The organism is Ferrovibrio terrae, from assembly GCF_007197755.1.
Taxonomy (GTDB): Bacteria; Pseudomonadota; Alphaproteobacteria; order Ferrovibrionales; family Ferrovibrionaceae; genus Ferrovibrio; species Ferrovibrio terrae.
This window is the reverse complement of record NZ_CP041636.1, coordinates 3,703,712-3,730,022: the sequence shown is the minus strand read 5'-3', so window position 1 is coordinate 3,730,022 and position 26,311 is coordinate 3,703,712. Positions and strand designations below refer to the sequence as shown.

Sequence of the window (26,311 nt, the reverse complement as noted above, 5' to 3'; positions counted from 1 at the left end):
GCGGTCCGGGCGTGGAGAGTCGAGATGAGTGTATCAGAACTGACATCCTCCGGCATTAAGGCGCTGACACTTGCACAGCTCAGGGCGCTGACGTCGACTGATATTCAGTCGCTTGACTCCACCCAGATCGTCGCGCTCAACACGGGACAGGTTGCGCAGCTCCTGTCGACGCAGATTGGTTACTTCAATGAAGACCAGATGGTCTTCAATGCCGCTCAGATCGCCGTCTTCAGTTCGGCCCAGATTCAAGCGCTGTCGACCAAGATCCTGGAATTCGACAGCACCCAGATGCAGGCGCTCAGCGGTACGCAGATCCGCAGCCTGAATACCACCCAGGTTGGCGCGTTACGCGTCGAGGAGTTTGACGAACTCACCGCAGCCCAGCTGGCCCAGGTCGGCACGGGTCAGCTGCGTCTGCTCAGCACGACCACGTTGAATGACCTGACGACAAGCCATTTCAAGAATTTCGCGTCGACGCAGATCGGCGCGCTCACCACGACGCAGTTCAAGCTGCTTGTCCCTGATATTCTGAGCGTGCTGAGCTCGTCTCAGGTCAAGGGCATGTCGGCGACCCAGATGGGCGCGCTCGATCAGGCTCAGTTCCAGGCTTTCAGCAACTCGGTGCTGGGGGCGCTGGCATCAACACAGCTCACGGGAATCAGCACCACCAATCTGAGCGCGCTGGAGGAAACGCAGGCGCAGGCGCTGACGTCGACGCAGCTTCGCGCCCTGTCGACGACCCAGATCAGGGGGCTCCTGGCGGCGGATCTCGATGAGTTCACCACCACGCAATTCGGACAGCTGACGGCGACCCAGATCGGCGCCCTGACCACGACACAGCTCGACGGGATCAGCGTTGAGACTATTGGGGCCCTGAATGCGACGCAGGCCAAGGGCCTGACGACGACCCAGATCGGTGCGTTGAGCGAGACGAATGTCGAAGCGCTGGCCACATCGGCGCTCGCCGCGCTGAGCACCACGCAGCTGCGCGCATTGAGCACGGATGGTCTCAAGGTCCTGACTGCCACGCAGACAGCGGCGCTGACTACGACACAGGTTGCCAATCTGACTACGACGCAGATTGCCGCGCTGGACAGCGCGGCGCTGACAGCGACGCAATTCAAGGCGCTGACGTCCTCCCAGATTAAAGTGCTGAGCACAGAGACGATCGAAAGCCTGTCCACGACACAGGTTTCCAATATGACATCGACACAGCTCGGCGCGCTGACGACGGCGCAGCTGGATGTGCTGGTAGGGGAGGCGTTTGGCACGCTGACCTCGACGCAGGTCAAGGGGCTGACGACGACCCAGGTCGCATCACTGGAAGATACCCAGGTTGCCGCTCTGACGAATGTCGCACTGTCGGGACTGACAGCGGCTCAGATCGGAGCGGTAAGCACTACTGCGCTCAATTTCCTGGACGCCACGCAGGTACAGGCGCTGACCACGACGCAGGTCAAAGGCTTTACCACAACGCAGATCGATGCATTCGACAGTGCTGACGTCGGCGACCTGACGGTAGCGCAGCTTTCGGCTCTGTCGACAACCCAGCTGCGGTCGCTGGCAACGGACGATTTGAACAATTTGTCGTCGGCGCAGATCGGTGCCTTGTCGTCTGGCCAGATCGGCGGACTCACCACGACGCAGATTTCTGGATGGGTCTCTGAGCAGATCGGGTTGCTGACCGCCACCCAGTTTGCCGGCTTATCGACGACTCAGATCAAGGCGATCGACGGGCTCACAAATACCCAGGTTCTCAACCTGACGGCTGCGCAGATCGGCGTTCTGACCACCACGCAGATCGATGCGCTGGATCAGGATGTATTTGCCGGACTGAGTTCCACTCAGGTCAAGGCCATGACCACGACGCAGATCGCGTCGCTGGAGGGGAGCCAGGTTGCAGCCCTGACTACCGCGGCCATTTCAGCACTCGCTAGCACCCAGATCGCCGCGCTGACCACCTCGGCCATCAATGAACTGGACACCACGCAGACCCGGGCGTTGACGGCCACCCAGATTGCGGCCCTGACCACGACACAGATTGCGGCGCTGGATACTGCGGATGTAGCGGATCTGACCACAACGCAGCTCAAGGCATTGAGCGTCACGCAGCTCAAGGCGCTGACCAGCACAAATCTCTCGCAACTCGACACGACCCAGTTCCAGGCGCTGAGCACGGCGCAAATCAAGGCGCTGACCACGACGCAGATCGCGGGCCTCAGTGAAACCGATGTCGATGAGTTGAGTTCGACGCAGTTTGCCGCACTTTCGACCACCCAGATAGCGGCAATGAATTCGACCGCGCTGTCTGATCTGACGTCAACGCGGCTGCAGAGCCTGACTGCATCGCAGATCAGTACGTTGAGCACTACGTTGCTCGACAGTCTGGATGCCGACGAGATCGCATTGCTGACCTCGACACAGGCCAAGGGCCTGACGACAACGCAGATCGCCTCGCTTGATGAAACCCAGATTACTGCTCTGAGCAGCACAGTGCTTGCGGCGCTGAGTTCTTCGCAGATCGGCGCTTTGATCACGACAGCGCTGAATGCCCTGAGCGAGACGCAGAGCGCTGCGCTGACGGCAACCCAACTCAAGGGGTTGACCACGACGCAGGTGGCGGCGCTGGACTCCGCGGATGTGGCAGAACTGACCGTCACACAGCTGAAGAGCTTCACCACCACGCAGTTGCGGGCTCTGAGCAGCGATAATCTGGCGACGTTGACCTCGACGCAGATTCAGGTGCTGTCGACGGCGCAGCTCCAGGGGCTGACCACAACCCAGCTGAATGATCTTGCTGCCGTCGAATTTGCCGACTTCAATACGACGCAGATAGCCGGCCTCAGTACTACGCAGATTGCGAACCTCAGCAATACCAATATTGATGGCCTGAGCAGCGCTCAGCGGCAGGCGTTGACCGCCACGCAGATCGCCAGCCTCACCACGACCCAGATTGATGGGCTGAGCGACGCTGTTTTCGCTGAACTGACCTCCACCCAGGTGAAGGGGCTGACCTCAACGCAGATCGGTTCTCTGGAGACCACGCAGTTTGGTGCGATCAGCACTGCGGCCATTTCCGGCCTCACGTCCGCCCAGATTTCCGGCCTGACCGCAACGTTGATTGATGCCCTGAGCACCGATGCTCTGGGCGCGCTCTCCGCGACGCAGATCAGGGGATTCACGACCACGCAGGTCGGTGCGTTGACCAGCAGCCAGGTGGGGGTTCTGAGCACCGCGGCGCTTGCGGGCTTCACTGTTGCCCAGATCAAAGCTCTGAGCACAGAGGCACTGAATGCGCTGGATACGACACAAAGCAAGGCGCTTGGCGCCACGCAGATCGCGGCGCTGACGACCACGCAGATCGCAGCGCTGGATACTGCGGATGTAGCGGATCTGACCACGACACAGATCAAGGCCCTGTCTGTTACGCAGATCAAGGCGCTGACGGATACGAATCTGTCGGCGCTGGATACCACCCAGGCCCAGGCACTTACCACGCTGCAGTTGCAGGCTCTGACCACGACGCAATTGAACACCCTGACATCAGACGACCTGCGCGAGCTGAGTGAGACGCAGATCAAGGGCCTGTCGACCACCCAGATCAAGGGCCTGACCACCACGACTCTGAATGAACTCGAGACGACGCAGGTTCAGGCTCTGGCGGTCGCGCAGATCGGCGCGCTGACAACGACGCAGATCGCATCACTGGATGACGACGCCTTCTCGGCGCTGACGGCCACCCAGATCAAGGGGCTGACGGCGGCTCAGCTTGGTGCGCTTAGCGACGAACAGTTTGCCCTGCTGACCACAACCACGATTGGCGGCCTGACCGCTTCGCAGATCGGTGGTCTGACCTCGACACAGCTCAATTCTCTTGATACCGCCACCGTGAGCGCTCTGACCTCGACGCAGATCAAGGGGCTTACCACGACGCAGATCAAGGCGCTCGAATCGACCCAGGTTTCCGCGTTCAGCAGCTCCGCGCTCACCGGCCTTGCGGGCACACAGATTGCCGCCCTGAGCACCACGGCGCTGATTGCTCTGGATACGACGCAGAGCAAAGCGCTGGCTGCCACGCAGATCGCAGCCCTGACCACGACCCAGATTTCGTCGCTGGAAACGACGGATGTTGCCGATCTGACGACGACGCAGCTCAAGGCGCTGACAGCCACGCAGATCAAATCGCTGAATAGTGATGGCCTGGCGGCTCTCGAAACCACGCAGGTCCAGGCGTTGAGCAATCAGCAGATTCAGGCGCTGACCACGACGCAGCTGAACGATCTGATTGATGCGGACGTTGCGGAACTCAGCACCAGTCAGGTCGCGGCCCTGTCGGTCACGCAGATCAAGGGTCTCAGCGACACTGTTATCGGCTTCCTTACCACATCCCAGGTAAAAGCGCTGGCTGCCAGCCAGATCAGCGCTCTTGGCACCACCCAACTTGACGCTCTGACATCGACGGTCATTGCCGAGTTGAGCACGACGCAGGTGAAGGCCCTGACCACGACGCAGATTGCGTCGCTGGATGAAACCCAGTTCAGCGGACTGACCACGACTGCGATCGGCGGTCTGACGTCTGCCCAGATCGGCAGCCTGAGCAGCACGCTGATTGGCGCACTCAGCACGGAAGCGCTGGGCGTCCTGACCTCGACCCAGATCAGGGGACTGACGACCACCCAGGTCGGCGCCTTGCTGGAAGACCAGGTCAAGGCCCTGACAGGGACCGCACTCACGGGCCTGGTTTCGTCGCAGATTGCGGCCCTCAGCACAGAGGCGCTGATCGCTCTGGATACGACGCAGAGCAAAGCATTGCTCGCCACCCAGATCGCCGCCTTGACCACGACGCAGATCAATGCGCTCGACGTGGATTCAATTGCCGATCTGACGGTGACGCAGATCAAGTCGCTGACGGCGACGCAGCTTAAAGGCCTCACCAGCGAGAGCATCTCCGCGCTGAGCGAGACGCAGGCTCAGGCGCTCACGGCGGCACAGCTCAAGGCGTTGACCACGACGCAGATAGCGAATTTCGCGGCCTCCGATCTGGAGGAACTGACGTCGACGCAGATCGGCGCCCTGTCAACAGCGCAGATCAGCAGCATTGATGCAGCGGTCCTTGAGACTCTGACGTCAGCACAGGTTGGTGGTCTTACGGCACTTCAAATCGCAGCGCTGACCACTACGCAGCTTGATAGCGCGAACGAAACCCTGCTCGGTGCGTTGAACGTCACGCAGGTGAAGGGGCTGACCACCACCCAGATCGCATCGCTGGAAGATACCCAGATTGCACTGCTGAGCGGCACAGCGATTTCCGGCCTGACCGGTTCTCAGCTCGGTGCGTTGACCTCGACTGCGCTGAACAGTCTCGACACCACGCGGATGCAGTCCCTGACGGCATCGCAGATCGCCGGCCTGACCACGACGCAGATCAATGCTCTGGCTGAGGAAGATATCGCCGAGCTGAGCACGACCCAGATCAAGGCGCTGACCGCGACGCAGCTCAAGTCGCTAACCAGCGAAAATCTCGCGGCTCTGACCGAGACCCAGGCGCAGGCGCTGACCACGGCGCAGGTGCAGGCCCTGACGACGACGCAGATCAGCGGGCTCAGCAGCGAAGACCTTGGTGAACTGACGTCCACGCAGTTCGGCAGCCTGAACACGACGCAGATTCGCGCCTTTACCGATGGTGCCATAGAAAACCTGACCGAAACCCAGGTTGGGGCCCTGGCCGCGACCCAGATCGGCGCGCTCACCACCGGGCAGCTTGACGCGATTACCAGCGAGGTCTTCGCGGCCCTGACGTCGACGCAGACCAAGGGCTTGACGTCGACGCAGATCGGTTCGTTGGACAATGACCAGTTCAGCGCTCTGAGTTCGACCGCTATTGCCAACCTGACCGCTCTGCAGATCGGCGGCCTGACCTCGACACAGCTCGACACTCTCGATTCGACTGTTTTTGCCGCATTCACATCGACGCAGATCAAGGGGCTGACGACCACGCAAGTGGCCGCGTTGAAGGATACGCAGGTTGAGGGGCTGAGCACCGCTGCTCTGGCCGGCCTGACGGCGGCGCAGATCAAAGCCCTGGCAACATCGACGCTGAACGCACTGAGTTCGACCCAGGCAAAGTCCCTGGCGGGGACGCAGATTGCAGCCCTGACCACGACGCAGATCGCGTCGCTTGATTCACTCGATGTTGCCGATCTCACGACAACGCAGATCAAGTCGCTGACCACGTTGCAGTTGCGCGCATTGACGTCGACCAATCTGTCTGAACTCAACACCACACAAACGTCGGCGCTGAGCGCCGCACAGATTGCCGGTCTGGCGACCACGCAGGTTGCGGAACTGACCACCACCGATATCGGTGAACTGAGCCTGACGCAGATCAAGGCTTTGACGGCATCGCAGGTTGCGGCGCTGGAGCAGGAAGATCTGGAAGCGCTCGACACCACCCAGTTCCAGGCTCTGAGTGCATTGCAGCTCAAGGCGTTGACCACCACGCAGATTGCCGGACTTGAAAGCACCGATCTGCTGGATCTGACCTCGACCCAGCTTGCAGGTCTGACCACCCTGCAGGTCAAGGCCATCAACGAGACCGCCATTGCCGAACTGACCACCACACAGGTCGGCGGTTTGACGGCGCTGCAGCTTGGCGCTCTCACCACGACACAGCTGGGCGCCCTCAGCACCACGGCATTCACCGCGCTGACGGCCACACAGATCAAGGGGCTGACCACCACGCAATTCGGGTCGCTCGACAGCACGCAGATCACGGCGCTGAGCACCACGACCCTGTCCGGCCTGGCTGCGACCCAGATCGCGGCGTTGAGCACGGAAGCGCTTAACGAGCTTGATACCGCCCAGACCCGCGCGCTGACCACAGTTCAGATTGCCGGCCTGACCACGACGCAGATCGCTGGCTTGCGTTCCGAAGATGTCGCCGATCTGACCGTAACCCAGCTCAAGGCGGTGACGGTGACGCAGATCAAGTCTCTGTCGACCGAAAACCTGTCGCAACTCGACGAAACCCAGTTCCAGGCGCTCAGCAGCGCCCAGCTCAGGGCGTTGACCACCACGCAGCTGAACGGCTTGTTGGCGGCCGATCTGAATGAACTGACAGCGACGCAGTTCGGCACCCTGACCACCACCCAGATCAAGGGCCTGAGCACCACCCTCCTGCCAGACCTTGATGAAACCCGCATTGCGGCCCTCGTTTCGACGCAGATCGGCGCGCTAACGACGACCCAAATCGATGAACTGAATACGACGGTCTTTGCGGCGCTGACTTCGACCCAGATCAAGGGCCTGACCTCGACGCAGATCGGTTCGCTGTCTACCGAGCAGTTCTCGGAACTCAGCACCACGACGATCGCCAATCTGGCAGCCACCCAGCTCAGCGGCCTGACCACCACGCAGATTGAAAATCTTGATACGGCTGTATTTGGCGCCCTGACTGCGACGCAGGTGAAGGGGCTGACTACAACGCAGCTCGGTGCCTTGTCCACGCAGATCACCGCGCTCAGCACTTCGGCGCTGGCTGGCCTGACCGCTGCGCAGATCGGCTCGTTGACGACCACGGCCTTCAACGCCCTGGACGAGACGCAGACCCAGGCATTGCTGGGGAGTCAGATCGCGGCCCTGACCACGACACAGATCGAGGGGCTGGAAGAGACTGACATTGCGGAGCTGAGCTCGACACAGATCAAATCGCTGACGGCGACGCAACTGCAGACCCTGAGCAGTACCAACCTCAAGCACCTCGATACCACTCAGGCGCAGGCCTTGACCGCTATCCAATTGCGCGGTCTGACCACGACGCAGATCAACCAGCTTGATCCGGAGGATTTCAACGAACTGAGCTCGACCCAGCTTGGTTCGCTGAGCACGACACAGGCGGCGGCCCTGAGCACCACCAATCTGGCTCAGCTGGACACCACGCGCGTGGCCGGCCTGACGTCGCAGCAAATCGGTGCGCTGACCACGACGCAGCTTGACGCGCTGACAGCGGATCAGTTCGGTGTTCTGAGCCTGACGCAGGCGAGGGGCCTGACCGCCACGCAGATCGGCACCCTGGAAAGCACCCAGGTCGAGGCGCTGACCAGTACTGCGGTGGGCGGCCTGCTGGCCACGCAGATTGCGGCGCTCACCACCACCAGCCTGAACGCACTCGATACGGATCGGCTGGGCGTACTGACCTCGGCGCAGGTCAAAGCGCTGACCACGACGCAGCTTGGCGCCCTCGACAGCACGCAGACGGTGGCGCTCAGCACCACGGCGCTGGCCGGCCTCTCAGCGTCCCAGATTGGCGCGTTGACGGAAACCGCCTTCAACGGATTGGACGCGGCCCAGGTTGGCGTTCTGACCGCGGCGCAGATGACCGGTCTGACCTTGACCCAGGTTGGCGCCCTCGAGGAAATCGATATCGACGAGTTGTCGACCACCCAGCTGGCGGCCATTTCGTTGACCGCCATTGTTGGCCTGACCACGACGTCGATTTCCTCGATGACCACGACCCAAGCCAATGCACTGACGCAGGCCCAGGTCGAGTTGTTCGGCGATGAACAGATCGAAGCCTGGCTTCTGGCGATTGGCTGAGCGGGATGAGGAATATCTTGTTGCAGCGCGCTCCTGATGCGGTGTCGGCAGACCTAGGCCTGCCCCCTGGAGGTCGCCGATGAGCGAAGACTTCCGCAGCGACCAAGGACTGGCGCCCGACAAGACGGCGGGGCTGCTGTTCCGCTTCCATGGCCGCCGGGCACTGCGGATTGCCGCGCATCGCGCCAGCATGCTGGCGGAGGGTGGCGACCGCGATGGTGCCCTGGAATGGCTGCGCATCTCGGAGGCCGTGCGCGATATCCTGCAGCGGGAAACCAAACAGTAAGCATTGCCCGCTAGAACCGAGCCTGAGCACAACGAGTTCGTCAGACAAGGCAGGATCTCATGGCCATTCCCGGTTCATTTCACGCGCTTACAAGCTCGTCGGTAAGGGTGAAGATCGTCGATATCGGGGCGAACCCGCTCGACGCCGTCCCGCAATACAACACTCTGCTGCGTGGCGGTCACGCCGACATCATCGGCTTCGAGCCGAATACCGATGCGTTGGCCAAGCTGAACGGAATGAAGGGTCCGAACGAGACCTATCTGCCGAACGCGATCGGCGATGGCAAACGGCATACCCTGAATTTGTGCGCCTCGTCCGGCATGACGTCGCTGCTGACGCCGAATACCGAAGTGCTCAATCTGTTTCATGGCTTCCCGAACTGGGGCCAGGTGGTGTCGAAAATAGAGGTCGAGACCACGCGTCTGGACGATATTCCGGAAACCGAAGGCATCGACTTCGTTAAAATCGACATTCAGGGCGCCGAACTGATGGTGTTCCAGAACGCCACCAAGCGGCTTGCGGATGCGCTGGTGATCCAGACCGAGGTGGAGTTCCTGCCGCTCTATGTCGACCAGCCGCTGTTCGGCGACGTCGATGTGTTCCTGCGCAGCCAGGGCTACGCCTTCCATCGCTTCTTCCCGACCGTCAGCCGCACCATCGTGCCGATGCTGGTGCAGCAGGACATTTACGCCGGTCTCAGCCAGACGGTCTGGGCCGATGCGGTCTATGTGCGCAACTTCACCAGGCTGTCGCGCCTCAGCCCGCGCCAGCTGCTGGCAATGGCCGCGATTCTGCACGACTGCTACCAGTCCTACGATCTGGTTCTGCATATCCTGCTGGAACACGATCGCCGTACCGGTGAGAAGATGGCGCCGACCTACATGACCGGTCTGACCGGGCAGGCCGCCGCGCCGGCGGCCGGCTGACCCGTTTACAGCTTCGGAACTCTGCACGGAAAAAGGCCGCAGTCTCTGCGGCTTTTTTGCAATTGCCAGAATGGCGGACAGGGTGACAATCTAACTCTGTGCCTAGACGTGCCAGCCCGTGACGCAACACCGCTAGAATCGCCGCAATTGGAGAGGGTCTAGCTCAATCTCCGTTGACTTCCCGGCGTGCCGTGCCACAGTATGTCACATTAAAAAGATGGGCTGAATTATGGGCACCCGGAAGAAAGAGCGGTTGAGCGCAGTAGGGATCGGCAAGAAGCCGCCCGGCTTCCATGCCGATGGCTGGGGGCTTTACTTGCGCGTCACCGACGCCGAAACACGCTCCTGGATCTTCCGATATCGAATGGCAGGCCGCACCACGCCCCGCGATATGGGACTAGGGCCCTGGCCGGTGGTTTCGCTGGCAGAGGCCCGAGCGGAGGCGCTGCGGCTGCAGCGGCTGAAGCGGCAGGGGATTGACCCCATCGGCGCCGCCCGCGCTGAGAGGGCCGCCAATGCAGCGCAGAACGCCAAGGCGATGACGTTTGAAGAGGCGGCCAGCCGGTACGTCGCGGCCCATGCCGCCGGCTGGCGGTCAGCCAAACACGCCAAGCAATGGGATGCGACCCTGCGGCTGTATGCCTATCCCCGGTTCGGCAAGGTCCAAGTCGCGTCGATCGACACGGCTATGGTTATCAACGCGCTTGAGCCCCTATGGGCCAAAAAGACCGTGACAGCCAGTCGCCTGCGTGGCCGCATTGCGGCGGTGCTGGACTGGGCCACAGCTCGCGGCTTGCGAAGCGGAGAAAACCCCGCCCGGTGGCAAGGCCACTTGCAGAACTTGCTGCCCGCCCGAGGCCGCGTAAAGCGCACTCAGCACCACGCCGCATTGCCCTATGCTGATATCGGCGCTTTCGTGGCGAAGCTGCGGGCACAGGATGGGGAGGCCGCCCGCGCGCTGGAATTCACCATTATGACGGCAGCTCGCACCGGGGAGGCACTCGGCGCGGTCTGGGCTGAGATCGACCTTAAGGCCGCCGTCTGGATCGTACCGCCCGAAAAGATCAAGGCCGGAAAGGAGCACCGCGTCCCTCTGTGCGCCCGCGCGGTCGAGATCCTGCGGCAAACGCCGGAAGCGGATCGCAAGGGCTATCTGTTCCGCGGCCGGGCGGCCAAGGCGCCGCTTTCCAATATGAGCATGCTGATGCTGCTGAAGCGAATGGGCCGCGATGATTTGACGGTTCACGGCTTCCGGTCTTGCTTCCGAATCTGGGCAGCCGAGCAGACGAATTTTGCGCGCGAAGTGGCAGAACAAGCCCTCGCGCACGCTATCCCCGACAAGGTTGAGGCCGCATACCGCCGCACCGACTTGTTTGACCGCCGGCGGCAGCTGATGGATGCCTGGGCGAAATTCATCGATGCCTCGAAGGCGAAGGGCGGGAAGGTTATTCAGATCGGCGCGAGACAGCGCAGATAGACCGCGCCCGGCGGCACCGGGCAAAGACGGCCCCGGCGGGTGTTACGAGCACCACACCAGGGCCTGACCACCGAAGCGCTGGAGGCGCAAGACGATGGCTGAGCAGGAACATAAGCCGACGACCGGCTTACAGACAATCCGGCATTTTTTAGGGGCTATTCGCGCCCTGAATGCATCTGCAGGCGAGATCGTAAAGGCCTGCGGAACGAAGGCGTCCTATCAGGAAACTGAGGCGCCAATCCGCGCCATGATTGCCGAATCTTGGTCCGACATGACCATTACCGAGGCCTGGATGCTTCGCGCGGCCATCGTGGAGTGGATGGCGATATTTCAGGGCGAGGAAGACCCTCCGATTAATCGGGTGAAACTGGGACTAGAGCAATTCGTGGTCGATGCCTCGGCCACCTGTCCGCGAGACGTTGTGGCGCGCGCCCATGCCTATGGCGCGCTGTTCGGCACCGAAGAAGTCGAACCCTCGCCCGAAGAATGCAAGGGCATGACCTACCATGCCCTTGAGATCGCGCAGCTCGTTTACGGAAGCAGCCGCAGCCGCGGCGACACGTTCGCCAGCTGGCACGACAACGTCACACGCATGAGCGCGTCTGACGAGGCAGCCTGATCCATGCGGAGAGCAGCGCGGCCGGGAGACTGGCCGCGTTTCTCGTTGCATAACCAGGGATAACTCTGCTGCTGCGCTTTTTGGACGACGCGGACAACTCCGATTTCCCAAGCCTTACAATATATTGTTGTTCATACCCCGCTTGATCAATTCCTAGAAACAGATCGGCTGCATTCTAGGGGGCCGATAGTGGTTAGTTGTGGAATTTGGTCTATGGATGAATCAAGCGCGTCACGGCGCGACATAATATGGAGCGACACGCAATGTTAGATCAGCCACTCGCGTACAGTCTCGACAAAGCAGCCCAGCTTTCCGGCCGCAGCCGGCGTCAACTCTATCGCCACATCGAAAGCGGCGCGCTGATCGCCCGCAAAGACGGCTTCCGCACCATCGTTCTCGCGGACGATTTGCGCGCCTGGCTGGATGCGCTGCCGCGATTGAAGCCCAGCGCAGGCGGTCAGCAGTAAGCGCCACAGTGGCGGGCTACTTCCTGATGCAGCGCGGCTGGCAAGACCACCCAGCATGGCGCGGCGAGGCTTTTAGCCGCGCCCAGGCATGGGCTTGGCTGATCGAAGAGGCTCGCTGGAGGCCGACGCGGATCAGCATTGCTGGCAAGACTGTCGAGCTGCAGCGCGGCGAGCTTTCGCATTCGATAAGGTTCATGGCGGAGCGGTTCGGCTGGGGAAAGGGTGTTGTTGAGCGATTCATCGGCCGATTAAAAACCGAGACACTTATCAGGACACGAACCGAGACAGGGCAACTCATCATAACCATATGCAATTACGATGAAATGCAGACTGCGCGTTCGGAAGGCGAGACAGCACCCGAGACAGCACCCGAGACGCCAGCGGGACAGCACCGGGACAGCACCGGGACAAAGAAGAAAGAAGGAAATACAGGAAATGAAGGTAACGCAGATTTAGATGCTGCCGTTGCCGCATGGAATCAGCTCGCAGATGAACAGTCCTTAGCGCGAGTTCAGAAACTGACGGACAGCCGCCGCGCAAAGTTGCGGAAGCGAATAGCGGAAGCCGGCGGGTTGGAGGGTTGGCGGATCGCCCTCGGCAAAGTCAGGGCTAACCGCTGGATGCTGGGCAGCAACAAGGATGGCTGGCGAGCGAGCTTCGATTTTCTATTGCAGCCGGAGTCCTTCACAAAGCTGATGGAAGGCGGCTACGACCGCGCCGCAGGGCAGCGCGGCGGCAGTGGCTTCCACCAAATGATGGAGCGCGAATTCCAATGAATCAGGTCGCTATCCAAGGTTCGCAGGCACTCTTCCAGGCTCTGCACATGGAGGACACCGCCGGGAATTGGTTGCAACCCACCGCGCCATCGCCGGCAATGCTTGCACAGGCGCGGGCGATCCTGGCTGACTTCCCTGCACGCCTGGCACCAGCGGAGCCGGCAGCCGTCCGCAAATGGCTAATCTCACTCGGGGCGCTGTGTGCCGGCCGCATGCCGCTAGATGAGGCTGAGCGCCGCGTCGCGGCCTATGTCGCGCTGATCGAGCAGCCAGCCGGCGTTTTCACGAAAAACAGTTTGGCGCGCGTCGCCGGTGCGTTTCAGTGGTTCCCGGCTTTCGCCGAGCTGAAGCCCGCGCTCGACGCGGAAGCGCTGCGGCTACGCAAAGAATATCAGCGCCTGCAGCGGCTGCTGCAGCCGCCGGCGATCACAGCAGGCCCACGGCTGCCCCCCAGCGCCGAAAGCATCGCAGCTCGCGCACGGGCAATGCAGGAGGCCGGACTCGCATGACTTCGACAGATGCCCCACTAAGCCCGGAACAGCTCGCAAAGCGCTGGGGTGTGTCACCGCGCCACGTGCGCGGCATGATCGCACGCGGCGAGCTGAAGGCCTTCAAACTGGGGGCGAAAATCTGGCGCATCGCTGCAGTCGAGGTAGCGCGAGTCGAGGCCTTGATCGGCAACCCCGAACCGCCGGCAACAGGCGATGCCGATGCCTCGATTGACGTCGCACGGCAAGCGCGACGGCTGAAATAGAAAATCCTGGGATTTTTAACTGACGCCACACGCGCGCAACCCAACCCCCGGTCCGTGGAAGTTGCCTCTAAAAATGGTGGAGATCCCCCCATGCCCAGCCATCGCCGCCGCTCGAAACCAGCGGTTTACTGCGCGCCAGAGCAGCGGACGCCGGAGCATCGCGCGAAGCATGCGACGACGACTGCGGTCATCTACGAGCTGGTGCCTGGCACTACGCGCAACGAGGCGCGAACTGCTGAGGTTGTCATCGGCGACCTGGATATCATGTTTAACAAAGGCCAGATTACGGCGGCACAACTCGCCATTGCCAAGCGTTTTCGCAATGAATTTGACCTCGCGCACCTCGACCCGCTACGCGCTGCCGATCTAGGCCGGCTGCCTGGCGGCAAGGCCAGTAACACAAGCGAACGTATCCAGCGCGCCAAGGATTTCGTATGGGAATGTTTACAGACGGTCGGCGGTGCCAGTAGCCAGCCCGGCATTGCCCTCTGGTATCTAGTAGGCGCCGGACACAGCCAGCGCGAGACTGCCCGCCGCATTGCACCTTGGGCAACCGCACCATATGCGGCTGGGCTTGCTGTGGCAGCGCTGAATGTGCTGGCTCCCTCCGATTAGCGCTGGAGACACCATGCCGAGCAAACCCCCCACACTGCGGCAACCCTGGCAAAAGCCGCGAGCTGAGGCCGAGCGCGAACGGAAGCGCCGCCACGATCAGCAACGGGCCAGCGACCCTATCCGAGCGCTGTACAGTTCGAGCCGCTGGCGCATTGCCCGCATGCATTTCCTTGCGGATCATCCGCTGTGCGAGTGCGACGCCTGCCAAGGCGGAAAGCTGCAGGTGACAGCGGCAACGGTCGTGAACCACAAGAAGGCACACAAGGGCGACCTAGAATTGTTCTGGGACCCAGAGAACTGGCAGGCAATGTCGAAGCCGCACCACGATGCATGGACAGCTCGGCACGATGGCGGCTTTGGGAACCGCATCACCCCAGACAGAGATCGATCCCGATAGACCACCGGGGGGGGGAGCGATTATGTCTGAGTCGCATGCCCCAATTGCCGTGTGGTCGGTCAAATTGTTGCTTATCCACTTCAAACTTCCAGACCAGATGAGATTTGCAGACCATGAAGGGTGGACGTAAACCACTGCATTCGGCAGAGAAAAAAGCTCGCGGTACGCTGCGGCCATGCCGCGAGCCTGCGCCGGTAGGATTCATCGATCAACAGGGCCTGCCGGCGAAGCCCGCATGGTTGACCGCTGCCGGCGAAGACGTCTGGATCGATGAAGTCGGCAGGGTGTCCCTCAACCGGCTTGCCGACCGGCGCGACACCACAAGTTTCGGCAACTTCTGCAATCTGCAGGGCTGCATCAATTTGTGCTGGCAGTCAGGCGAAGTGCCGCCGGCCGCCCATTTGGCCGAGGCGCGGCGCATGGCGGAACAGTTCGGCCTGTTCGGTGCCCGGTCACGCCAGAATCTGCCGGCCGCACCGAAGGAGGAAAATCCATTCCTCGCGTATCGACAGCGGCCAGCGGAGCGCACTGCAGAGTAAAAATTCCAGCGCCGGAATTTTCCGGCTTGACGCTGAAATCAAGGCGCGCTATAAATCGTAATAATACCGCTTTTGCGCCCGGCCCCGTGCCGGGCGTTTTGCGTTCTAGCACCCTCCCTCAACAGGAACTGAAATGACCGAACCGGCAGACACCAATCTGCGGTTTGCGGTGGCTGCCTATGCGGCTGGCGTAACCGCCAAGAGCTTGCGGCATTGGATCGATGCCGGCCTGGAATTACCGGATGGTCCGCCTGATAGCGGACACTGGCGCCACAGCTATCGCAACGTTGCCGTCATCGCGTTGACCGCCGCAATTGCCGGAGCCGGCCCGTCGGTTTCAGATGCAAACCGCCTGGCGCTTGCCGGCATCATGCGCGCGACACGGCCGGCACCGAGTGAGGCAGATGCTCGCGGCGGCCAGCTCGTTGCCGCCTGGCGCCATCATCGCCTGCAGGTAAGTCACGAAATCGAGGGTGCCCCCAGTTTGCGGCGGGTCGAGCTGCGACGCAGTTATTCAGAGTGGCGGAACTTGTCGGCACCTGAATTCTACGAACAGGTAAGGCGAGAGATCGAGCCGGCGTCGGTTTTCGTGCAAATCGACGTGGCTGCCGTTTTAGAGGCCGCGTTCGCGCGGGCCGATGAGGCGCTGAAGATTGCGCGCCTGACCGATGACTCGGTCGATGAGTTCGCGGCTGACTTTGTCGGGGAGCTTACCGCTCAACTTCAGGCAGGCGCGGCAATGCGCGCCACGACGGAAGCCTAAGCCCCAAACCCCCAGAAACTCGAAATCATACAACCGTGATGGCCGCAGGCCATCGGCGGCGCCTCAGCGCGCCCGAAAGGAAAATCATGACCTACAGCTATCTGCCGAAGGGTACGGCCTTCACCCGCTACGCCATGGCGCTTGCTGCTGCCAAGGGCGATCTAATGCAAGCCGCCGCTCTCGCCAAGCGCTGGGATGCCAGCACCCCGGAAGTGGGGAACGTGCTCAAGTCCGCCATTTCCGCCGGCACCACGACGGATGCGACCTGGGCTGCGCCCCTGGTCGAATACAACACCATGTCCGGCGAGTTCATCGAGCTACTGCGGCCGATGACAATCATTGGCCGCATTCCCGGCCTGCGAACGGTGCCGTTCAATATTTCGGTGCCGCGGCAGTCGGCTGGGGTATCGATGGCCTGGGTCGGAGAGGGCAGGGCGGCGCCGTTCGGTGCCATGGATCTCGATACCGTGGCGCTGCGTTGGGCCAAAGCTGCCGGAATCGTGGCCCTGACTAAGGAACTCGCGCTGTTCTCCAGCCCGGCGGCGGAAGCTCTCGTACGGTCGGACTTGCTGGCGGCAATGGCGCAGTTTGTCGATCGGCAGTTTGTCGATCCGGTGGTTGCCGAAGTGTCGAACGTTTCCCCGGCCTCGATCACCCACGGCGTCACGCCGCGACGAGCCAGCGGCACCACCGCTAATCACGCTCGCGCCGATCTGGAATTTCTCTTCGCCCAGTTCCTGGCCGCCAATCTGACACTGGCTGGCGCTGTGCTGATCATGACCGAGGAACAAGCGATCCGGTTTTCAATGATGCGAACCGGGGGGAGTTACGACTTCCCCGGTATCTCCGCTGCCGGCGGTGTCATGTTCGGCCTGCCGGTCATCACCTCGGAAAGCGCGGTTGCCACGGAAGACCCGGCCTCGCCGCAGTCCTACGAGGCCGGCGGCCTGATCATCCTCGCGAAAGCGAGCGAGATCATGATCGCCGACGACGGCCAGGTGTTCCTCGACAGCAGCGGGGTCGCGGCTCTGCAGATGGACAGCGAGCCGGACGAGCCGACGACCAACTCGACCGTGCTGGTGTCCCTGTGGCAGCGCGGCCTGATCGGCCTGAAAGCCGAGCGCGTGATCAACTGGAAGAAGCGCCGCAGCGCTGCCGTCCAGTACATCACCGGCGCTGCCTATACGTCGGTCACGGCCTAAGCACATGCCGGAAAAATATCTTACCGCCGACCAAGTCGATCGCATGCTCCGCGCACTCATGGATAAAACACTTGAAGCTCTGAAATCCCATCGCGTTCGCGCTGACGAGCTAGAGGCACGCATCACCGCGCTGGAAGGTGCCGGCATCAATGAAGGCATCACCGCTGATTGGATTGAGTCCGAGACACGCGCGGCGCTGGAAAAAGGCGGGGGCCGGCCATGAAACGCTCCGATATTGGCACATTTATAAAGGGCATCATGCCGAGCATTGTCGACCTGATTGCTGATTCCATCGCGCCCCTTTACAAGCGCATTGCAGCCATCGAGGAAGAAGAACTTCAGGCCGACTATGACGGCGAGCGAAGGCTAACGCTGCGCTTTACACGCGGCCCAAACGTCAAAGTTGTTTACCTGAAACTACCAATCCCCATCGATAAGGGACTCTATCGTCCAGGCGAGCGCTACGAGCGTGGCGACACGGTTTCGCTCGGTGGATCGCTATGGATTTGTCAGGTCGATAGCAGTTCGCAGCAGCCCGGCACCGGGCCCGATTTTAGGCTCGCAGTGAAGAAGGGCAAGGATGGCCGCGACTATGGGAGGCCGGGCGCTTAATGACCACCGGCGATGCCATTACAGAAGATCTTAAGAAATCCCGCGCTGCCTTCTTTGAAGCACTTGAGCGATGCGTGTCGCAACTACGGGCTGGGGATTCATTTTTCGACATGCCGGAATTTCAGGCGGCGTGTGAACGCTGGCGCATCGACGTTGACGAGGCAGCACGACGGCGGCTTGAAGCCCACGTAAGCCGCCTAGCTACGCGCCGCCATCCGCCGGCAACGAATCAAATTCACTGATTCAATTAACTGATCCCTCAAACAACTCCAGCGCTTTCAGCACTGGCGATAGCGCAACTGCGCTCTAGGAGACCGAAATAATGGCAACTGTCGCCGAGGTCATTCCCACTGGGATGCCGATCAATAAAGCCGCCTTCCGTGCGTATCTGACTGATTTGGAAGCACTGACCACTGACGCAAGCGCTTCCGAATACACCAGCACTTCCACGACTAGTCTGGCCATCGGTGCCGGCTCAAAGAGCCTGACCACCCAGGTAGATTTAAACTGGGCAGCCGGCCAGCCCGTGACGATTGAGGCAACTGCCGACCCATCCGGCAAGTTCATGACTGGCGTAGTTACGAGTTACAGCGCCAGCACTGGCGCCCTGGTGATTCAATCGGACATCTTTTATGGGTCAGGCACTTTAACTGCGTGGACCATCAGACTCGTCAAGCCGGCGAAGAACCGCATCATTGCAAAGCTGTCTCAAGCCGGCGCCGAAAACGACGCTCTTGCATATCTTGGGGCCGCCAAGCAAGCCTGCGTGACGATGCGCTGGGGCCCGAATAGCGGCGTGTGGTCGGTCTTCGATCAAACCGGCGCCGAGATCGACATTTCAGCCAGCACGACTGCCGGCCTGCAAGAGGCGATCGATTACGCCTGTGAATACGGCTACGACCTTCTCGTTTTCGGCGGCGGCCACCGCACCAGCGATGGCTCAATGCCGGCGACGATCAGTTGCACGACCGGCATCAACTGGCCCCCGATGCAGGGCCAGACCATCTGGTTCGGCGGAGTCGATGTTTATTTCGCGCCTGGCGTCGGGTCTGATCCGGGCTTCCATTTCGACAGCTGCATGGGGGTCAACTTCCACTTTGCTGGCGAGATCCAGTATGGCGGAAGCGGGTCGGCGGTTCTGTTCGAGCCGCGCAATGACGTCCCGCTGGATGTGAATACGGTTATTGTCGACAGTACCTTCTATCTGCATACGGTCGGCTCTCAAGGGACAGACTGCGTCCGCTTCAAACCGACCAATGGCGGCATTGGTAGATGCTTCTGGAAGTTGGTTGAGGTCATCGATGGCGACGACGGCGTGGTGCTGGAAAACGGCAGCCACGACATCACGCAGAACATCATGCAGCTTGTCGGCATCCACGATCAGCAGCCTGGCGGCGTCTCCCTTCGGGTCGGCACAGCGTCGGGCGGGCGCGTGAATGCCAACTTCATCGACGCAGGCGTGAACGCGACCGACAACACGGCCATCGAGGTCCACGGCAAGGACAACAAGATTCGCGCCTTCATCGAGGCCCAGAGCGGGACGACGGTCGGCGTGCATCTTCGGGCATCAGCGGAAAACAACCGCTTCGAGATGCTGAAGAACGCCTGCACCACGCCTGTCACTGACGACAGCACGACGAAAGACAATTACGGCATGTATGCGGGTCCTGTGCCGCGTGCAAACGTCGAGTTAGCTTCCAACCAGACCATCGCGCACAACACCTGGACCAAGCTCGCGCTGGCCACCGAGATTTTCGACAAAGGCGGGAAATTCGACGCGGCGACAAACTATCGCTGGACGCCTGGCCGGACCGGCGAGGCGATGATCACTGCAAAGGTCGGTTACGACACTATTGTCGATGCAACTCCGCTGTGGATCGCGATTTACAGAAACGGCTCTATCTATCGAAGCGAGCGCGAAGCTGCGCGGGGCACGGCAACAGAACAGGGTGCATCAATCACAGAGGTAGTGCCCGTGACTGCGACAACTGACTATTTCGAGATTTGGGTGCGTCAGGACAGCGGCGGCGATGTTATCGCCGGGGCTGGCGGCGTTGGTCAATTCACCAGTGCAAGCTTTGTTATGTTGGACTGAGCGGCCCCCGACCGGCGGGCCCCAGCCGGGGGCCCGCCACCAAACTGACCTAAATGGACGCCTGATATCGTTTCGGGCTTTCAGGCATTTATCACTGCCGATGCCACGTGATACCAGGCAAAGAAAAGCGCTGCGCCGCGAAACATTTCTTCCTCTTCGGATGAGAAGACGGATCTGACCGAAACTGGGAGGCGAACGCGCTAAACCAACTGAATAAGCCGGATATTAGGGTGGAGCGGGGACGCCCGGTGCAGCTTGAGCCGTCTGTGCCGCCCGAGCAGTGTGGATCGATGAGATCGCATGTTCTTCGCCGTGCGAGCACCGCTCGCAGTGAGCCTCAGTCAATAAGTGGCCTGAAAGATGGTTTTCTGTCGTAAATATGATTAAGTATTTGATTTTATTTACACCCTGGCGGACAGGGTGAGATTCGAACTCACGGTACCCGTAAAGGTACGGCGGTTTTCAAGACCGCTGCCTTAAACCACTCGGCCACCTGTCCAGCGGGCGGGTTTTAGCGCACCAGCCGCACACCGTCGAGGGTCGGGGCGGAGAGGTTACCGCTCGGCCGGTATGCCTCCGCTCACCAGCGCCTCCACCAGGTCGAAGGCGGCATTCCAGGCCATCTGGATCGCACTGTTCCGCTCGGTCTCCAGGATCCGGTCCACCGTCCAGGCCAGGGCGGCGCGGGCGGTGCGGAACCGCGGGTCGCTGGCGCCGTAGATGCCGTGTCGGCGCGCAAAGCCGGCGGCGGTCTGTGCCAGGCGGGGCAGGTCATCGAGCTGCTGCACCAGATCGGTGAGCACCAGCATGAACTGCAACCGCTGGGTCACCATGTTGGAAATCAGCTGCGGCCGCTGAATATGTGGGTCCAGCGCCACGGCGCGGGCGTAGAACATCTCGGTCAGCCGGTCGCGGTCGACGGTCAGGATCTGGAAGGTCGCACGCACCAGGCCGAGATGGGCCGGGCTGAGCGGTGTGACATAGGTTTGCGGCAGAGCCGGTTCGGCGAGTTTGGTGGCAAGAGCAGGACGCATGATGTTTATGCCTCGCGCCGCACGAGGCGCATCAGATCGAAATGACGGGCTGCGCCGATCTTGCGATAGAGCGAGCGGCGTTGGACTTTCAGGGTATTGACACTGACGGAGAAGCGCAGCGCGATGTCCTTTAGCTGACCGCCCTCGACCAGCGCGCTGGCCAGCCGGAGTTCAGCCTTGGTCAGGCGATAACCGGCCAATACATCTTCCGGCGTCGGCAGCGCGCTCTGCAGCGGATCAGACACTTCGACTGCGGCGGCGATCTCGTTGTCCTCGAAATGCACGCTGCGGCCCACGACGGGGAAAATCCACAGCGAGTAAGGCGGACGGCCATCGGCACGACGAACCACGATGGCGCCACCGGCCGACGAATCCACGATGCTGGGATTGGCCACGATATCGGTCTGGCTGCTGCGTGACAGCAACTGCTGCAGGCGCTGGTTGTCGCCAAGGTCCGCGGCCTGCAGATGGCCCTGCGTCAGTGTCAGGCCGTCGTTGAGGCGCAGTATGCGCTCGGCTTCCTTGTTCATTGACACCACGCGGCCGTGGCGGTCCAGACAGAGCAAGCCCTTGCCCTTGGAGTCGAGATACTGCTGGCTCACGTCCTCGTAGCGGCTCAGCCCCATGCAATGCGAGCGGATGCGGAAAGCGAGGTTCAGGTGCGGCAGGAAGGATTGCAGCGCATCGATGTCCTTGTCGTCGAATGGCGCAGTGCGCGGTGAACGGTGCAGCGCGATATAGGCGGCGCGGCCCTGCTCCAGTTTGAACACCGATCCCATCACATAGCGGATGCCGTAACGCTTGAAGAAGTCGCAGTAGAATTCGGTTTTTTCAAATTCCTGCGGCGGCATCACCTGTTCGATGGTCATCGCGCGGCCGATATTCTCGCGCTTCAGCAGCACGGGCCGCAGCGGGCTCACCTTGGCGTAGTGGTTGTGATATTCCTCGTACCAGCTTTGCTCGAATGCCTGGCTGGTATACTGCACGATTGGCTTGCCGGTGCGCATGTCGACTGTGGCGAGCGAGCAATTCACGGCATCGTATGACGTGGTCAGGATGCGAAGCACATCCGCCCAGCGGCCGTATTCGATCGTGCCTGAATACAAATGTGCCAGCAGGCGAGACTGCTGATCGATCGTGATCTGACTCATGTATGTGTCACCCCTGCTGCTCTGCCACATCCACCCGGAAAACAGCGGCGGCTGTATAATTCGTTAGACCATCGGACGTCAGCAATATTCCATTGGCTCTCATGTATTTCAGATATCATTATTGCACCCGGCTATTCACCTTGAAGAAAAACGCAGACACAGTGGCTCACGCGAAAGTAATCGCGTCAGATGCACACCAAATTTTGATTTCGAATACTTTAGAAGCGCTGCAGGCTACTTCTTGGCTGCCGCGGTGGCAGGCTTGCCGGACTGTTCGATCAGCTTCTCGAGTCTGTCGACAGTCATCCGCAGGGTCGAAATCTTCATCATCAGTTCACCGATCGATTTCCGGTCATTCGCCGTGGCGCGTTCCATCTCGGTGATCCGCGCCCCGCGGCGCTGGATTTCCGACGCGCTCCAGCGATAGGCCAGCGCCTGCCGCCGATGCGCCGAGATCAGCTGCAAAATGACGAAGGCGGTGCCGGGAACCCCGATCAGCAAGAAAGCAAGAACCAGAAGAAACATACTCATGGCGATCCATCCGAAGGTCGATGCTGCCTATGGAGAGTAGTGTCGGACAGGTAAGCACGGTTCGCCATAGTCCTGGAGGACTAGTGGTGGGGTTATATGCGCCAAAGGGTTAATGAGGCCCCGGAAGCACCATTACGGATGGTTTTTTAGGAATTGTATTTCGCGAAATCAGTGTGGAGGGGCCGTCATTCAGCTTGATTTCATGGCTGTCCCGCAGCCGGGCGAGGAATCGCTCCAGGGTGCTTTCGCTGAAATAATGCATGGGCACCACCAGCGGGGCGGCGAGCTGGGTAATCACTTCCTGCATGTCGAAGATGTTGAGGGTGAAGCCGCCATCGACGGGCACGAACAGCACGTCGATCCGGCCGATATCGGCCAGATGGCCCGGCGTCAGCTTATGATGCAGGTGCCCCAGATGGGCGAGGCAGAGATCTCCCACCTCGAAGATGAAAATCGAATTGCCGTCGAATTCGGTGCCATTGCCATAGTTGCGGATATTGGTCGGCACATTGCGCACGCGCATGTCCTTGAACTGCACGTTATGCCGCGCCGGCTTGTCCTGGTACGACCAGCCGCGCAGCACGTGACGGATGCCAGGTTCGGGGTGGTCGGTATAATGCGTGGTATGCGCATAGTTCATTGTCACGATGTCAGGCCGTACGCTGGGCCGGATGTAATCGTTGTAATCGGTGGCGGCCGCAACGCCCTGCGGCGTTTCGAGCAGGAAAGTGGCGTGACCGACGAAGGTAACCCGCACGCTGCTGGTTGGTACGGCAGCAGGCTGGAAATTTGCCGGCATCACTCTGGAGGGCATCACGCGTTCGCGCTGCGCCACGGCCCCAAGGCAGGCCGCCAGCAGTCGTTCCGGGGCCAATGAGATCGCAACACTGAAGATTGCGACAAGCAACGCGGAACGACGCAACATGGCGATCACCTCAGGATTTCGGTGGCACGATCCATTTGTTCTGGGGGACTGACGAAGCGGTTTGGCGATCTGCCTGGCGACGCTCGGGATTATCGGCGGCGTGTCGGCGTCGGCGATCAGGGCCGGCATAGGTCTTGGTCTTGACGAAGCTGCGTGAACGGTCAAATAGCGTGGCCAGGCAACGCGTCAACGTTTCAGGATCGATGGGTTTGACCAGAAAATCGTCGACGCCGGCGGCCTGTGCTTCGGCAACACGGTCGGTTTCGGCATGTGCGGTGATCATCACCAGCGGCACATTCGGATTGCCGATGCCGCCAGGCTTGCGGATGTTGCGCACCAGGGTAATGCCGTTCGTGGCGCCGAGATTGAAGTCGCACAGTACGATGTCAAAGGGCTGTTGCTCCAGCATCTGGAAGGCCAGGTCGGTATTGCCGGCATGACTGATCCGACTGAAGCCGATCGCCTGCAGGATTGCCTGCAGGGTCTCGGCAGTTGGCCCGTGATCTTCGATCAGCAACAGGCGGGCGCGCAGCAGGTCGGGGTTCATGGCTGAAGGATGATCTCCACAGTATCGCGACGATACTAGACGCTACCCGCCACCCCGGCAAAGCCGGAATCGGATACGAGCCGCCCCCTGGCCGTTCACTTTTTGCAAAGTGGAAGATCGTAGATCAGAATCTGCTCCTGGAGGCGGGCATAGTATTTGAACCCGTTCCATTTATCCTTCTTGATCCGCTCGACGATGTCGTAAGTGCTTTTGCACACCGCCTCGTTGGTCTGGAGCGGTTTCGTGGTTGCGACCGCGGAATCGGTTTCCCACTGCTGGGCCTGGCTGCGAGTGGTAAATATCCGCGAGAGCGCGGCGCGGCGCAGCTCAACGGCATTGCGAAGCCGGTCGCCGTTTTCCTGGTCGAAGGCGTACCAGTCATTCAGATAGGCCTGACCGTCGGGGTCGATCTGCACGCAGCGGCGCAGGATTTCACGCAGCTGGATGCCGGTGCGCACTTCGGCTTCGGCTTCGGCTTCTTTCTGGTTGAAGCAGGCCTTGTTGGCGCGCGCGGCACCTTCGCGGCCGGGCGCCTGGCCCTGTGCCAAGGCAGTAGCGCCGATCAGCGTGGTCAGCGCGCATGACAGCAGGAGTGTGCGAAGCAGGATGCGCATCATGGCTGCACCGGCGGCAGGTCGGGCAGGGCGGCATCCTCGGCCAGCGCCAGCACGGCATCGATGAATTTGGCCGGCGCTGCAATGCCGGCATATTCCAGCAGCATGGTGGCCTTGGCGCGCATGGCGCTTTGATCCAGCGGATTTTCGGGATCGCCATAGGCATGCTCGCGGCTTGCGCTCAATTCCGATCCATCATCCAGTTGGACTGTCACCTCGGCGCCCCAGGCCACCGGATAGCGCCGCACATAAGGGGGGGCGGCGATGATCTCGACGCGCGCCGCCGTTGCCGCCAGGCGATCGCGGGCTGCAGGATCGAAGCTGGCGAAATCGACATGCCCATCCGTGAGGGCCGCGGCGGCGGTATGCTGCAGTGAGAACTTCGCTTCGTATTCGCTGCGTGGCGCGACGCGGTCGCAGACATCCAGTGCGGCCTGATAGGTGGCGACCTTGATCCGCTCAATGTTCCGGTTGCCGATTTTCGCAGCAAGTGAAAGGCCGGCATCGATGGTCGGATGGGTATGACGGCAGCACGGCCATGGTTTGATCGAGGTCAGGCGCAGTTGCCACGGTGCATCCGGATCTGCCAGCAGGCGTTCCGGCTTCGGGTCGGCGCAGGTCGCCTTGAAGAAGCCTTTCTCGCCTTCAAGAATCTGCGGCGGGCCAGAAAAACCGCGTGCGGCAAGATCGGCTGCGAGCAAGCCTGCTTCAGCGGCGCGGCCGGCATGCAGATGCTTGCTCATCGCGCCGGTCTCAAGGAACTGCCACAGACCTGAAGATTGCGTGCCGGCATTCCCAAGTGCATCAGTCATGGCGGCATGATCGAGGCCGAGAATGTCGCCGGCGGCATAGGCGGACCCGAAGGGGCCACAGGTCGCGGTGTTATGCCAGATGCGGTAATGCGCCGGCCCCACCGCCATGCCGACACGGCAGCAGGCCTCGAAGCCACGCAGCACGGCAGCCAGGAAGGCATGGCCGCGCAGGTTGCGGCGTCGCGCCAGCGTATAGGCGGCCGGCACCACCACGCAGCCTGGATGCACCACCGAAGCACGATGCAGGTCGTCCACTTCCAGGATATGTGTCAGCCCGCCGAGCAGCATGGCCTCGCGACCGGTGGTCAGCGGTTCGGCATCGGCCCAGTCGAGCAGGATTTCTCCGGCGGTCGTCCTGCGGCCGGCCAGTGCATTGGCCAGTGCATCCAGCGTGAAGAGGGCAGCCGCGCGATAATCCTCAACGCCAATCGGCCTGGCGGCGATCAATGCGGCAAGGCGTGAGGTGAGGGAAGCGGCCGGTAACGAAAGCGGGGCGAGAGCGGTCATGGCCTCTGTCTGCAGGGGGCGAACCATGGTCGATTGATATTTACCACCAGCCCTCGCAAAGTGACAC

The 26,311-nt window shown here is 61.2% G+C and carries 24 protein-coding genes and 1 tRNA gene; 17 read left to right on the top strand and 8 right to left on the bottom strand.

From position 1 onward, the window contains the following. The first annotated feature begins 24 nt into the window (after positions 1-24). The 17 genes from FNB15_RS21405 to FNB15_RS18220 all read left to right on the top strand — a co-directional run bounded on the left by FNB15_RS21405 (position 25) and on the right by FNB15_RS18220 (position 20,123). Positions 25-8,595: a beta strand repeat-containing protein gene (locus FNB15_RS21405; RefSeq protein WP_144258097.1), complete on the top strand. Its 8,571-nt coding sequence runs from the start codon at positions 25-27 to the stop codon at positions 8,593-8,595. A 79-nt stretch (positions 8,596-8,674) separates the two neighbouring features. After that, positions 8,675-8,881 (top strand): hypothetical protein, encoded by a 207-nt coding sequence (locus tag FNB15_RS18295; protein WP_144258096.1) that lies wholly within the window; start codon positions 8,675-8,677, stop codon positions 8,879-8,881. A gap of 59 nt (positions 8,882-8,940) precedes the next feature. Continuing rightward, the gene (locus tag FNB15_RS18290; RefSeq protein ID WP_144258095.1) at positions 8,941-9,807 is read left to right on the top strand and encodes an FkbM family methyltransferase; all 867 of its coding nucleotides are present in this window, start codon (positions 8,941-8,943) and stop codon (positions 9,805-9,807) included. 229 nt (positions 9,808-10,036) lie between these two features. Beyond that, positions 10,037-11,284, top strand: coding sequence for a tyrosine-type recombinase/integrase (locus tag FNB15_RS18285; protein ID WP_144258094.1), 1,248 nt, complete (start codon positions 10,037-10,039; stop codon positions 11,282-11,284). A 94-nt stretch (positions 11,285-11,378) separates the two neighbouring features. Next, positions 11,379-11,903 carry a hypothetical protein gene (locus FNB15_RS18280; RefSeq protein WP_144258093.1) on the top strand — a complete coding sequence of 175 codons (525 nt, stop codon included), beginning with the start codon at positions 11,379-11,381 and terminating at the stop codon, positions 11,901-11,903. 263 nt (positions 11,904-12,166) lie between these two features. Then, a complete protein-coding gene (locus FNB15_RS18275; protein WP_144258092.1) occupies positions 12,167-12,370 on the top strand; it encodes a helix-turn-helix domain-containing protein in 204 nt (67 codons plus the stop codon). A gap of 8 nt (positions 12,371-12,378) precedes the next feature. Beyond that, complete coding sequence (locus tag FNB15_RS18270; protein WP_144258091.1) at positions 12,379-13,146, top strand: hypothetical protein; 768 nt, start codon at positions 12,379-12,381, stop codon at positions 13,144-13,146. Further along, positions 13,143-13,655, top strand: coding sequence for a hypothetical protein (locus FNB15_RS18265; protein WP_144258090.1), 513 nt, complete (start codon positions 13,143-13,145; stop codon positions 13,653-13,655). Before FNB15_RS18270 ends, FNB15_RS18265 begins: the two co-directional genes overlap by 4 nt. After that, positions 13,652-13,900 (top strand): helix-turn-helix domain-containing protein, encoded by a 249-nt coding sequence (locus tag FNB15_RS18260; RefSeq protein WP_144258089.1) that lies wholly within the window; start codon positions 13,652-13,654, stop codon positions 13,898-13,900. Before FNB15_RS18265 ends, FNB15_RS18260 begins: the two co-directional genes overlap by 4 nt. Positions 13,901-13,990: 90 nt before the next feature. Next, positions 13,991-14,515 (top strand): hypothetical protein, encoded by a 525-nt coding sequence (locus tag FNB15_RS18255; protein WP_144258088.1) that lies wholly within the window; start codon positions 13,991-13,993, stop codon positions 14,513-14,515. Between the two features lie 510 nt (positions 14,516-15,025). Beyond that, positions 15,026-15,451: a hypothetical protein gene (locus FNB15_RS18250; protein ID WP_144258087.1), complete on the top strand. Its 426-nt coding sequence runs from the start codon at positions 15,026-15,028 to the stop codon at positions 15,449-15,451. Between the two features lie 133 nt (positions 15,452-15,584). After that, on the top strand, positions 15,585-16,214 hold the full coding sequence (locus FNB15_RS18245) for a hypothetical protein (protein ID WP_144258086.1): 630 nt from the start codon (positions 15,585-15,587) through the stop codon (positions 16,212-16,214). Between the two features lie 38 nt (positions 16,215-16,252). Then, positions 16,253-17,416 (top strand): phage major capsid protein, encoded by a 1,164-nt coding sequence (locus FNB15_RS18240; RefSeq protein WP_144258085.1) that lies wholly within the window; start codon positions 16,253-16,255, stop codon positions 17,414-17,416. A 4-nt stretch (positions 17,417-17,420) separates the two neighbouring features. Next, entirely contained in the window at positions 17,421-17,639 is a 219-nt protein-coding gene (locus tag FNB15_RS18235; protein ID WP_144258084.1) for a hypothetical protein, read from the top strand. Beyond that, positions 17,636-18,028: a hypothetical protein gene (locus FNB15_RS18230; RefSeq protein ID WP_144258083.1), complete on the top strand. Its 393-nt coding sequence runs from the start codon at positions 17,636-17,638 to the stop codon at positions 18,026-18,028. Before FNB15_RS18235 ends, FNB15_RS18230 begins: the two co-directional genes overlap by 4 nt. After that, positions 18,028-18,270 (top strand): hypothetical protein, encoded by a 243-nt coding sequence (locus tag FNB15_RS18225; protein WP_144258082.1) that lies wholly within the window; start codon positions 18,028-18,030, stop codon positions 18,268-18,270. Before FNB15_RS18230 ends, FNB15_RS18225 begins: the two co-directional genes overlap by 1 nt. Positions 18,271-18,350: 80 nt before the next feature. Then, positions 18,351-20,123, top strand: coding sequence for a hypothetical protein (locus tag FNB15_RS18220; RefSeq protein ID WP_144258081.1), 1,773 nt, complete (start codon positions 18,351-18,353; stop codon positions 20,121-20,123). A gap of 409 nt (positions 20,124-20,532) precedes the next feature. On the opposite strand, the gene FNB15_RS18215 is transcribed toward FNB15_RS18220, so the two are convergent. The 8 genes from FNB15_RS18215 to FNB15_RS18180 all read right to left on the bottom strand — a co-directional run bounded on the left by FNB15_RS18215 (position 20,533) and on the right by FNB15_RS18180 (position 26,244). Then, positions 20,533-20,622 (bottom strand) — tRNA-Ser (locus FNB15_RS18215). A 55-nt stretch (positions 20,623-20,677) separates the two neighbouring features. Next, entirely contained in the window at positions 20,678-21,157 is a 480-nt protein-coding gene (locus FNB15_RS18210) for a globin domain-containing protein (RefSeq protein ID WP_144258080.1), read from the bottom strand. Positions 21,158-21,162: 5 nt separating this feature from the next. Then, positions 21,163-22,308 (bottom strand): helix-turn-helix transcriptional regulator, encoded by a 1,146-nt coding sequence (locus tag FNB15_RS18205; protein WP_185973604.1) that lies wholly within the window; start codon positions 22,306-22,308, stop codon positions 21,163-21,165. Positions 22,309-22,542: 234 nt separating this feature from the next. After that, positions 22,543-22,839 (bottom strand): hypothetical protein, encoded by a 297-nt coding sequence (locus FNB15_RS18200; protein WP_144258078.1) that lies wholly within the window; start codon positions 22,837-22,839, stop codon positions 22,543-22,545. 109 nt (positions 22,840-22,948) lie between these two features. Further along, the gene (locus tag FNB15_RS18195) at positions 22,949-23,764 is read right to left on the bottom strand and encodes an MBL fold metallo-hydrolase (protein ID WP_185973603.1); all 816 of its coding nucleotides are present in this window, start codon (positions 23,762-23,764) and stop codon (positions 22,949-22,951) included. A 10-nt stretch (positions 23,765-23,774) separates the two neighbouring features. Beyond that, positions 23,775-24,311 (bottom strand): response regulator, encoded by a 537-nt coding sequence (locus FNB15_RS18190; RefSeq protein WP_144258076.1) that lies wholly within the window; start codon positions 24,309-24,311, stop codon positions 23,775-23,777. 95 nt (positions 24,312-24,406) lie between these two features. Further along, positions 24,407-24,928, bottom strand: a complete 522-nt coding sequence (locus tag FNB15_RS18185; RefSeq protein WP_144258075.1) for a hypothetical protein — start codon at positions 24,926-24,928, stop codon at positions 24,407-24,409. Beyond that, the gene (locus FNB15_RS18180; RefSeq protein ID WP_144258074.1) at positions 24,925-26,244 is read right to left on the bottom strand and encodes an MmgE/PrpD family protein; all 1,320 of its coding nucleotides are present in this window, start codon (positions 26,242-26,244) and stop codon (positions 24,925-24,927) included. The genes FNB15_RS18185 and FNB15_RS18180 overlap by 4 nt, the downstream gene beginning before the upstream one ends. Positions 26,245-26,311: the final 67 nt, after the last annotated feature.

Bases quoted from the DNA above. Each gene is read 5' to 3' on its own strand.
- FNB15_RS18180 (WP_144258074.1), bottom strand. From the start codon at position 26,244: ATGACCGCTCTCGCCCCGCTTTCGTTACCGGCCGCTTCCCTCACCTCA.
- FNB15_RS18240 (WP_144258085.1), top strand. From the start codon at position 16,253: ATGGCCGCAGGCCATCGGCGGCGCCTCAGCGCGCCCGAAAGGAAAATC.
- FNB15_RS18295 (WP_144258096.1), top strand. From the start codon at position 8,675: ATGAGCGAAGACTTCCGCAGCGACCAAGGACTGGCGCCCGACAAGACG.
- FNB15_RS18190 (WP_144258076.1), bottom strand. From the start codon at position 24,311: ATGAACCCCGACCTGCTGCGCGCCCGCCTGTTGCTGATCGAAGATCAC.
- FNB15_RS18260 (WP_144258089.1), top strand. From the start codon at position 13,652: ATGACTTCGACAGATGCCCCACTAAGCCCGGAACAGCTCGCAAAGCGC.
- FNB15_RS18285 (WP_144258094.1), top strand. From the start codon at position 10,037: ATGGGCACCCGGAAGAAAGAGCGGTTGAGCGCAGTAGGGATCGGCAAG.
- FNB15_RS18205 (WP_185973604.1), bottom strand. From the start codon at position 22,308: ATGAGTCAGATCACGATCGATCAGCAGTCTCGCCTGCTGGCACATTTG.
- FNB15_RS18265 (WP_144258090.1), top strand. From the start codon at position 13,143: ATGAATCAGGTCGCTATCCAAGGTTCGCAGGCACTCTTCCAGGCTCTG.
- FNB15_RS18275 (WP_144258092.1), top strand. From the start codon at position 12,167: ATGTTAGATCAGCCACTCGCGTACAGTCTCGACAAAGCAGCCCAGCTT.
- FNB15_RS18185 (WP_144258075.1), bottom strand. From the start codon at position 24,928: ATGATGCGCATCCTGCTTCGCACACTCCTGCTGTCATGCGCGCTGACC.
- FNB15_RS18230 (WP_144258083.1), top strand. From the start codon at position 17,636: ATGAAACGCTCCGATATTGGCACATTTATAAAGGGCATCATGCCGAGC.
- FNB15_RS18200 (WP_144258078.1), bottom strand. From the start codon at position 22,839: ATGAGTATGTTTCTTCTGGTTCTTGCTTTCTTGCTGATCGGGGTTCCC.
- FNB15_RS21405 (WP_144258097.1), top strand. From the start codon at position 25: ATGAGTGTATCAGAACTGACATCCTCCGGCATTAAGGCGCTGACACTT.
- FNB15_RS18195 (WP_185973603.1), bottom strand. From the start codon at position 23,764: ATGTTGCGTCGTTCCGCGTTGCTTGTCGCAATCTTCAGTGTTGCGATC.
- FNB15_RS18280 (WP_144258093.1), top strand. From the start codon at position 11,379: ATGGCTGAGCAGGAACATAAGCCGACGACCGGCTTACAGACAATCCGG.
- FNB15_RS18210 (WP_144258080.1), bottom strand. From the start codon at position 21,157: ATGCGTCCTGCTCTTGCCACCAAACTCGCCGAACCGGCTCTGCCGCAA.
- FNB15_RS18220 (WP_144258081.1), top strand. From the start codon at position 18,351: ATGGCAACTGTCGCCGAGGTCATTCCCACTGGGATGCCGATCAATAAA.
- FNB15_RS18290 (WP_144258095.1), top strand. From the start codon at position 8,941: ATGGCCATTCCCGGTTCATTTCACGCGCTTACAAGCTCGTCGGTAAGG.
- FNB15_RS18255 (WP_144258088.1), top strand. From the start codon at position 13,991: ATGCCCAGCCATCGCCGCCGCTCGAAACCAGCGGTTTACTGCGCGCCA.
- FNB15_RS18250 (WP_144258087.1), top strand. From the start codon at position 15,026: ATGAAGGGTGGACGTAAACCACTGCATTCGGCAGAGAAAAAAGCTCGC.
- FNB15_RS18245 (WP_144258086.1), top strand. From the start codon at position 15,585: ATGACCGAACCGGCAGACACCAATCTGCGGTTTGCGGTGGCTGCCTAT.
- FNB15_RS18235 (WP_144258084.1), top strand. From the start codon at position 17,421: ATGCCGGAAAAATATCTTACCGCCGACCAAGTCGATCGCATGCTCCGC.
- FNB15_RS18225 (WP_144258082.1), top strand. From the start codon at position 18,028: ATGACCACCGGCGATGCCATTACAGAAGATCTTAAGAAATCCCGCGCT.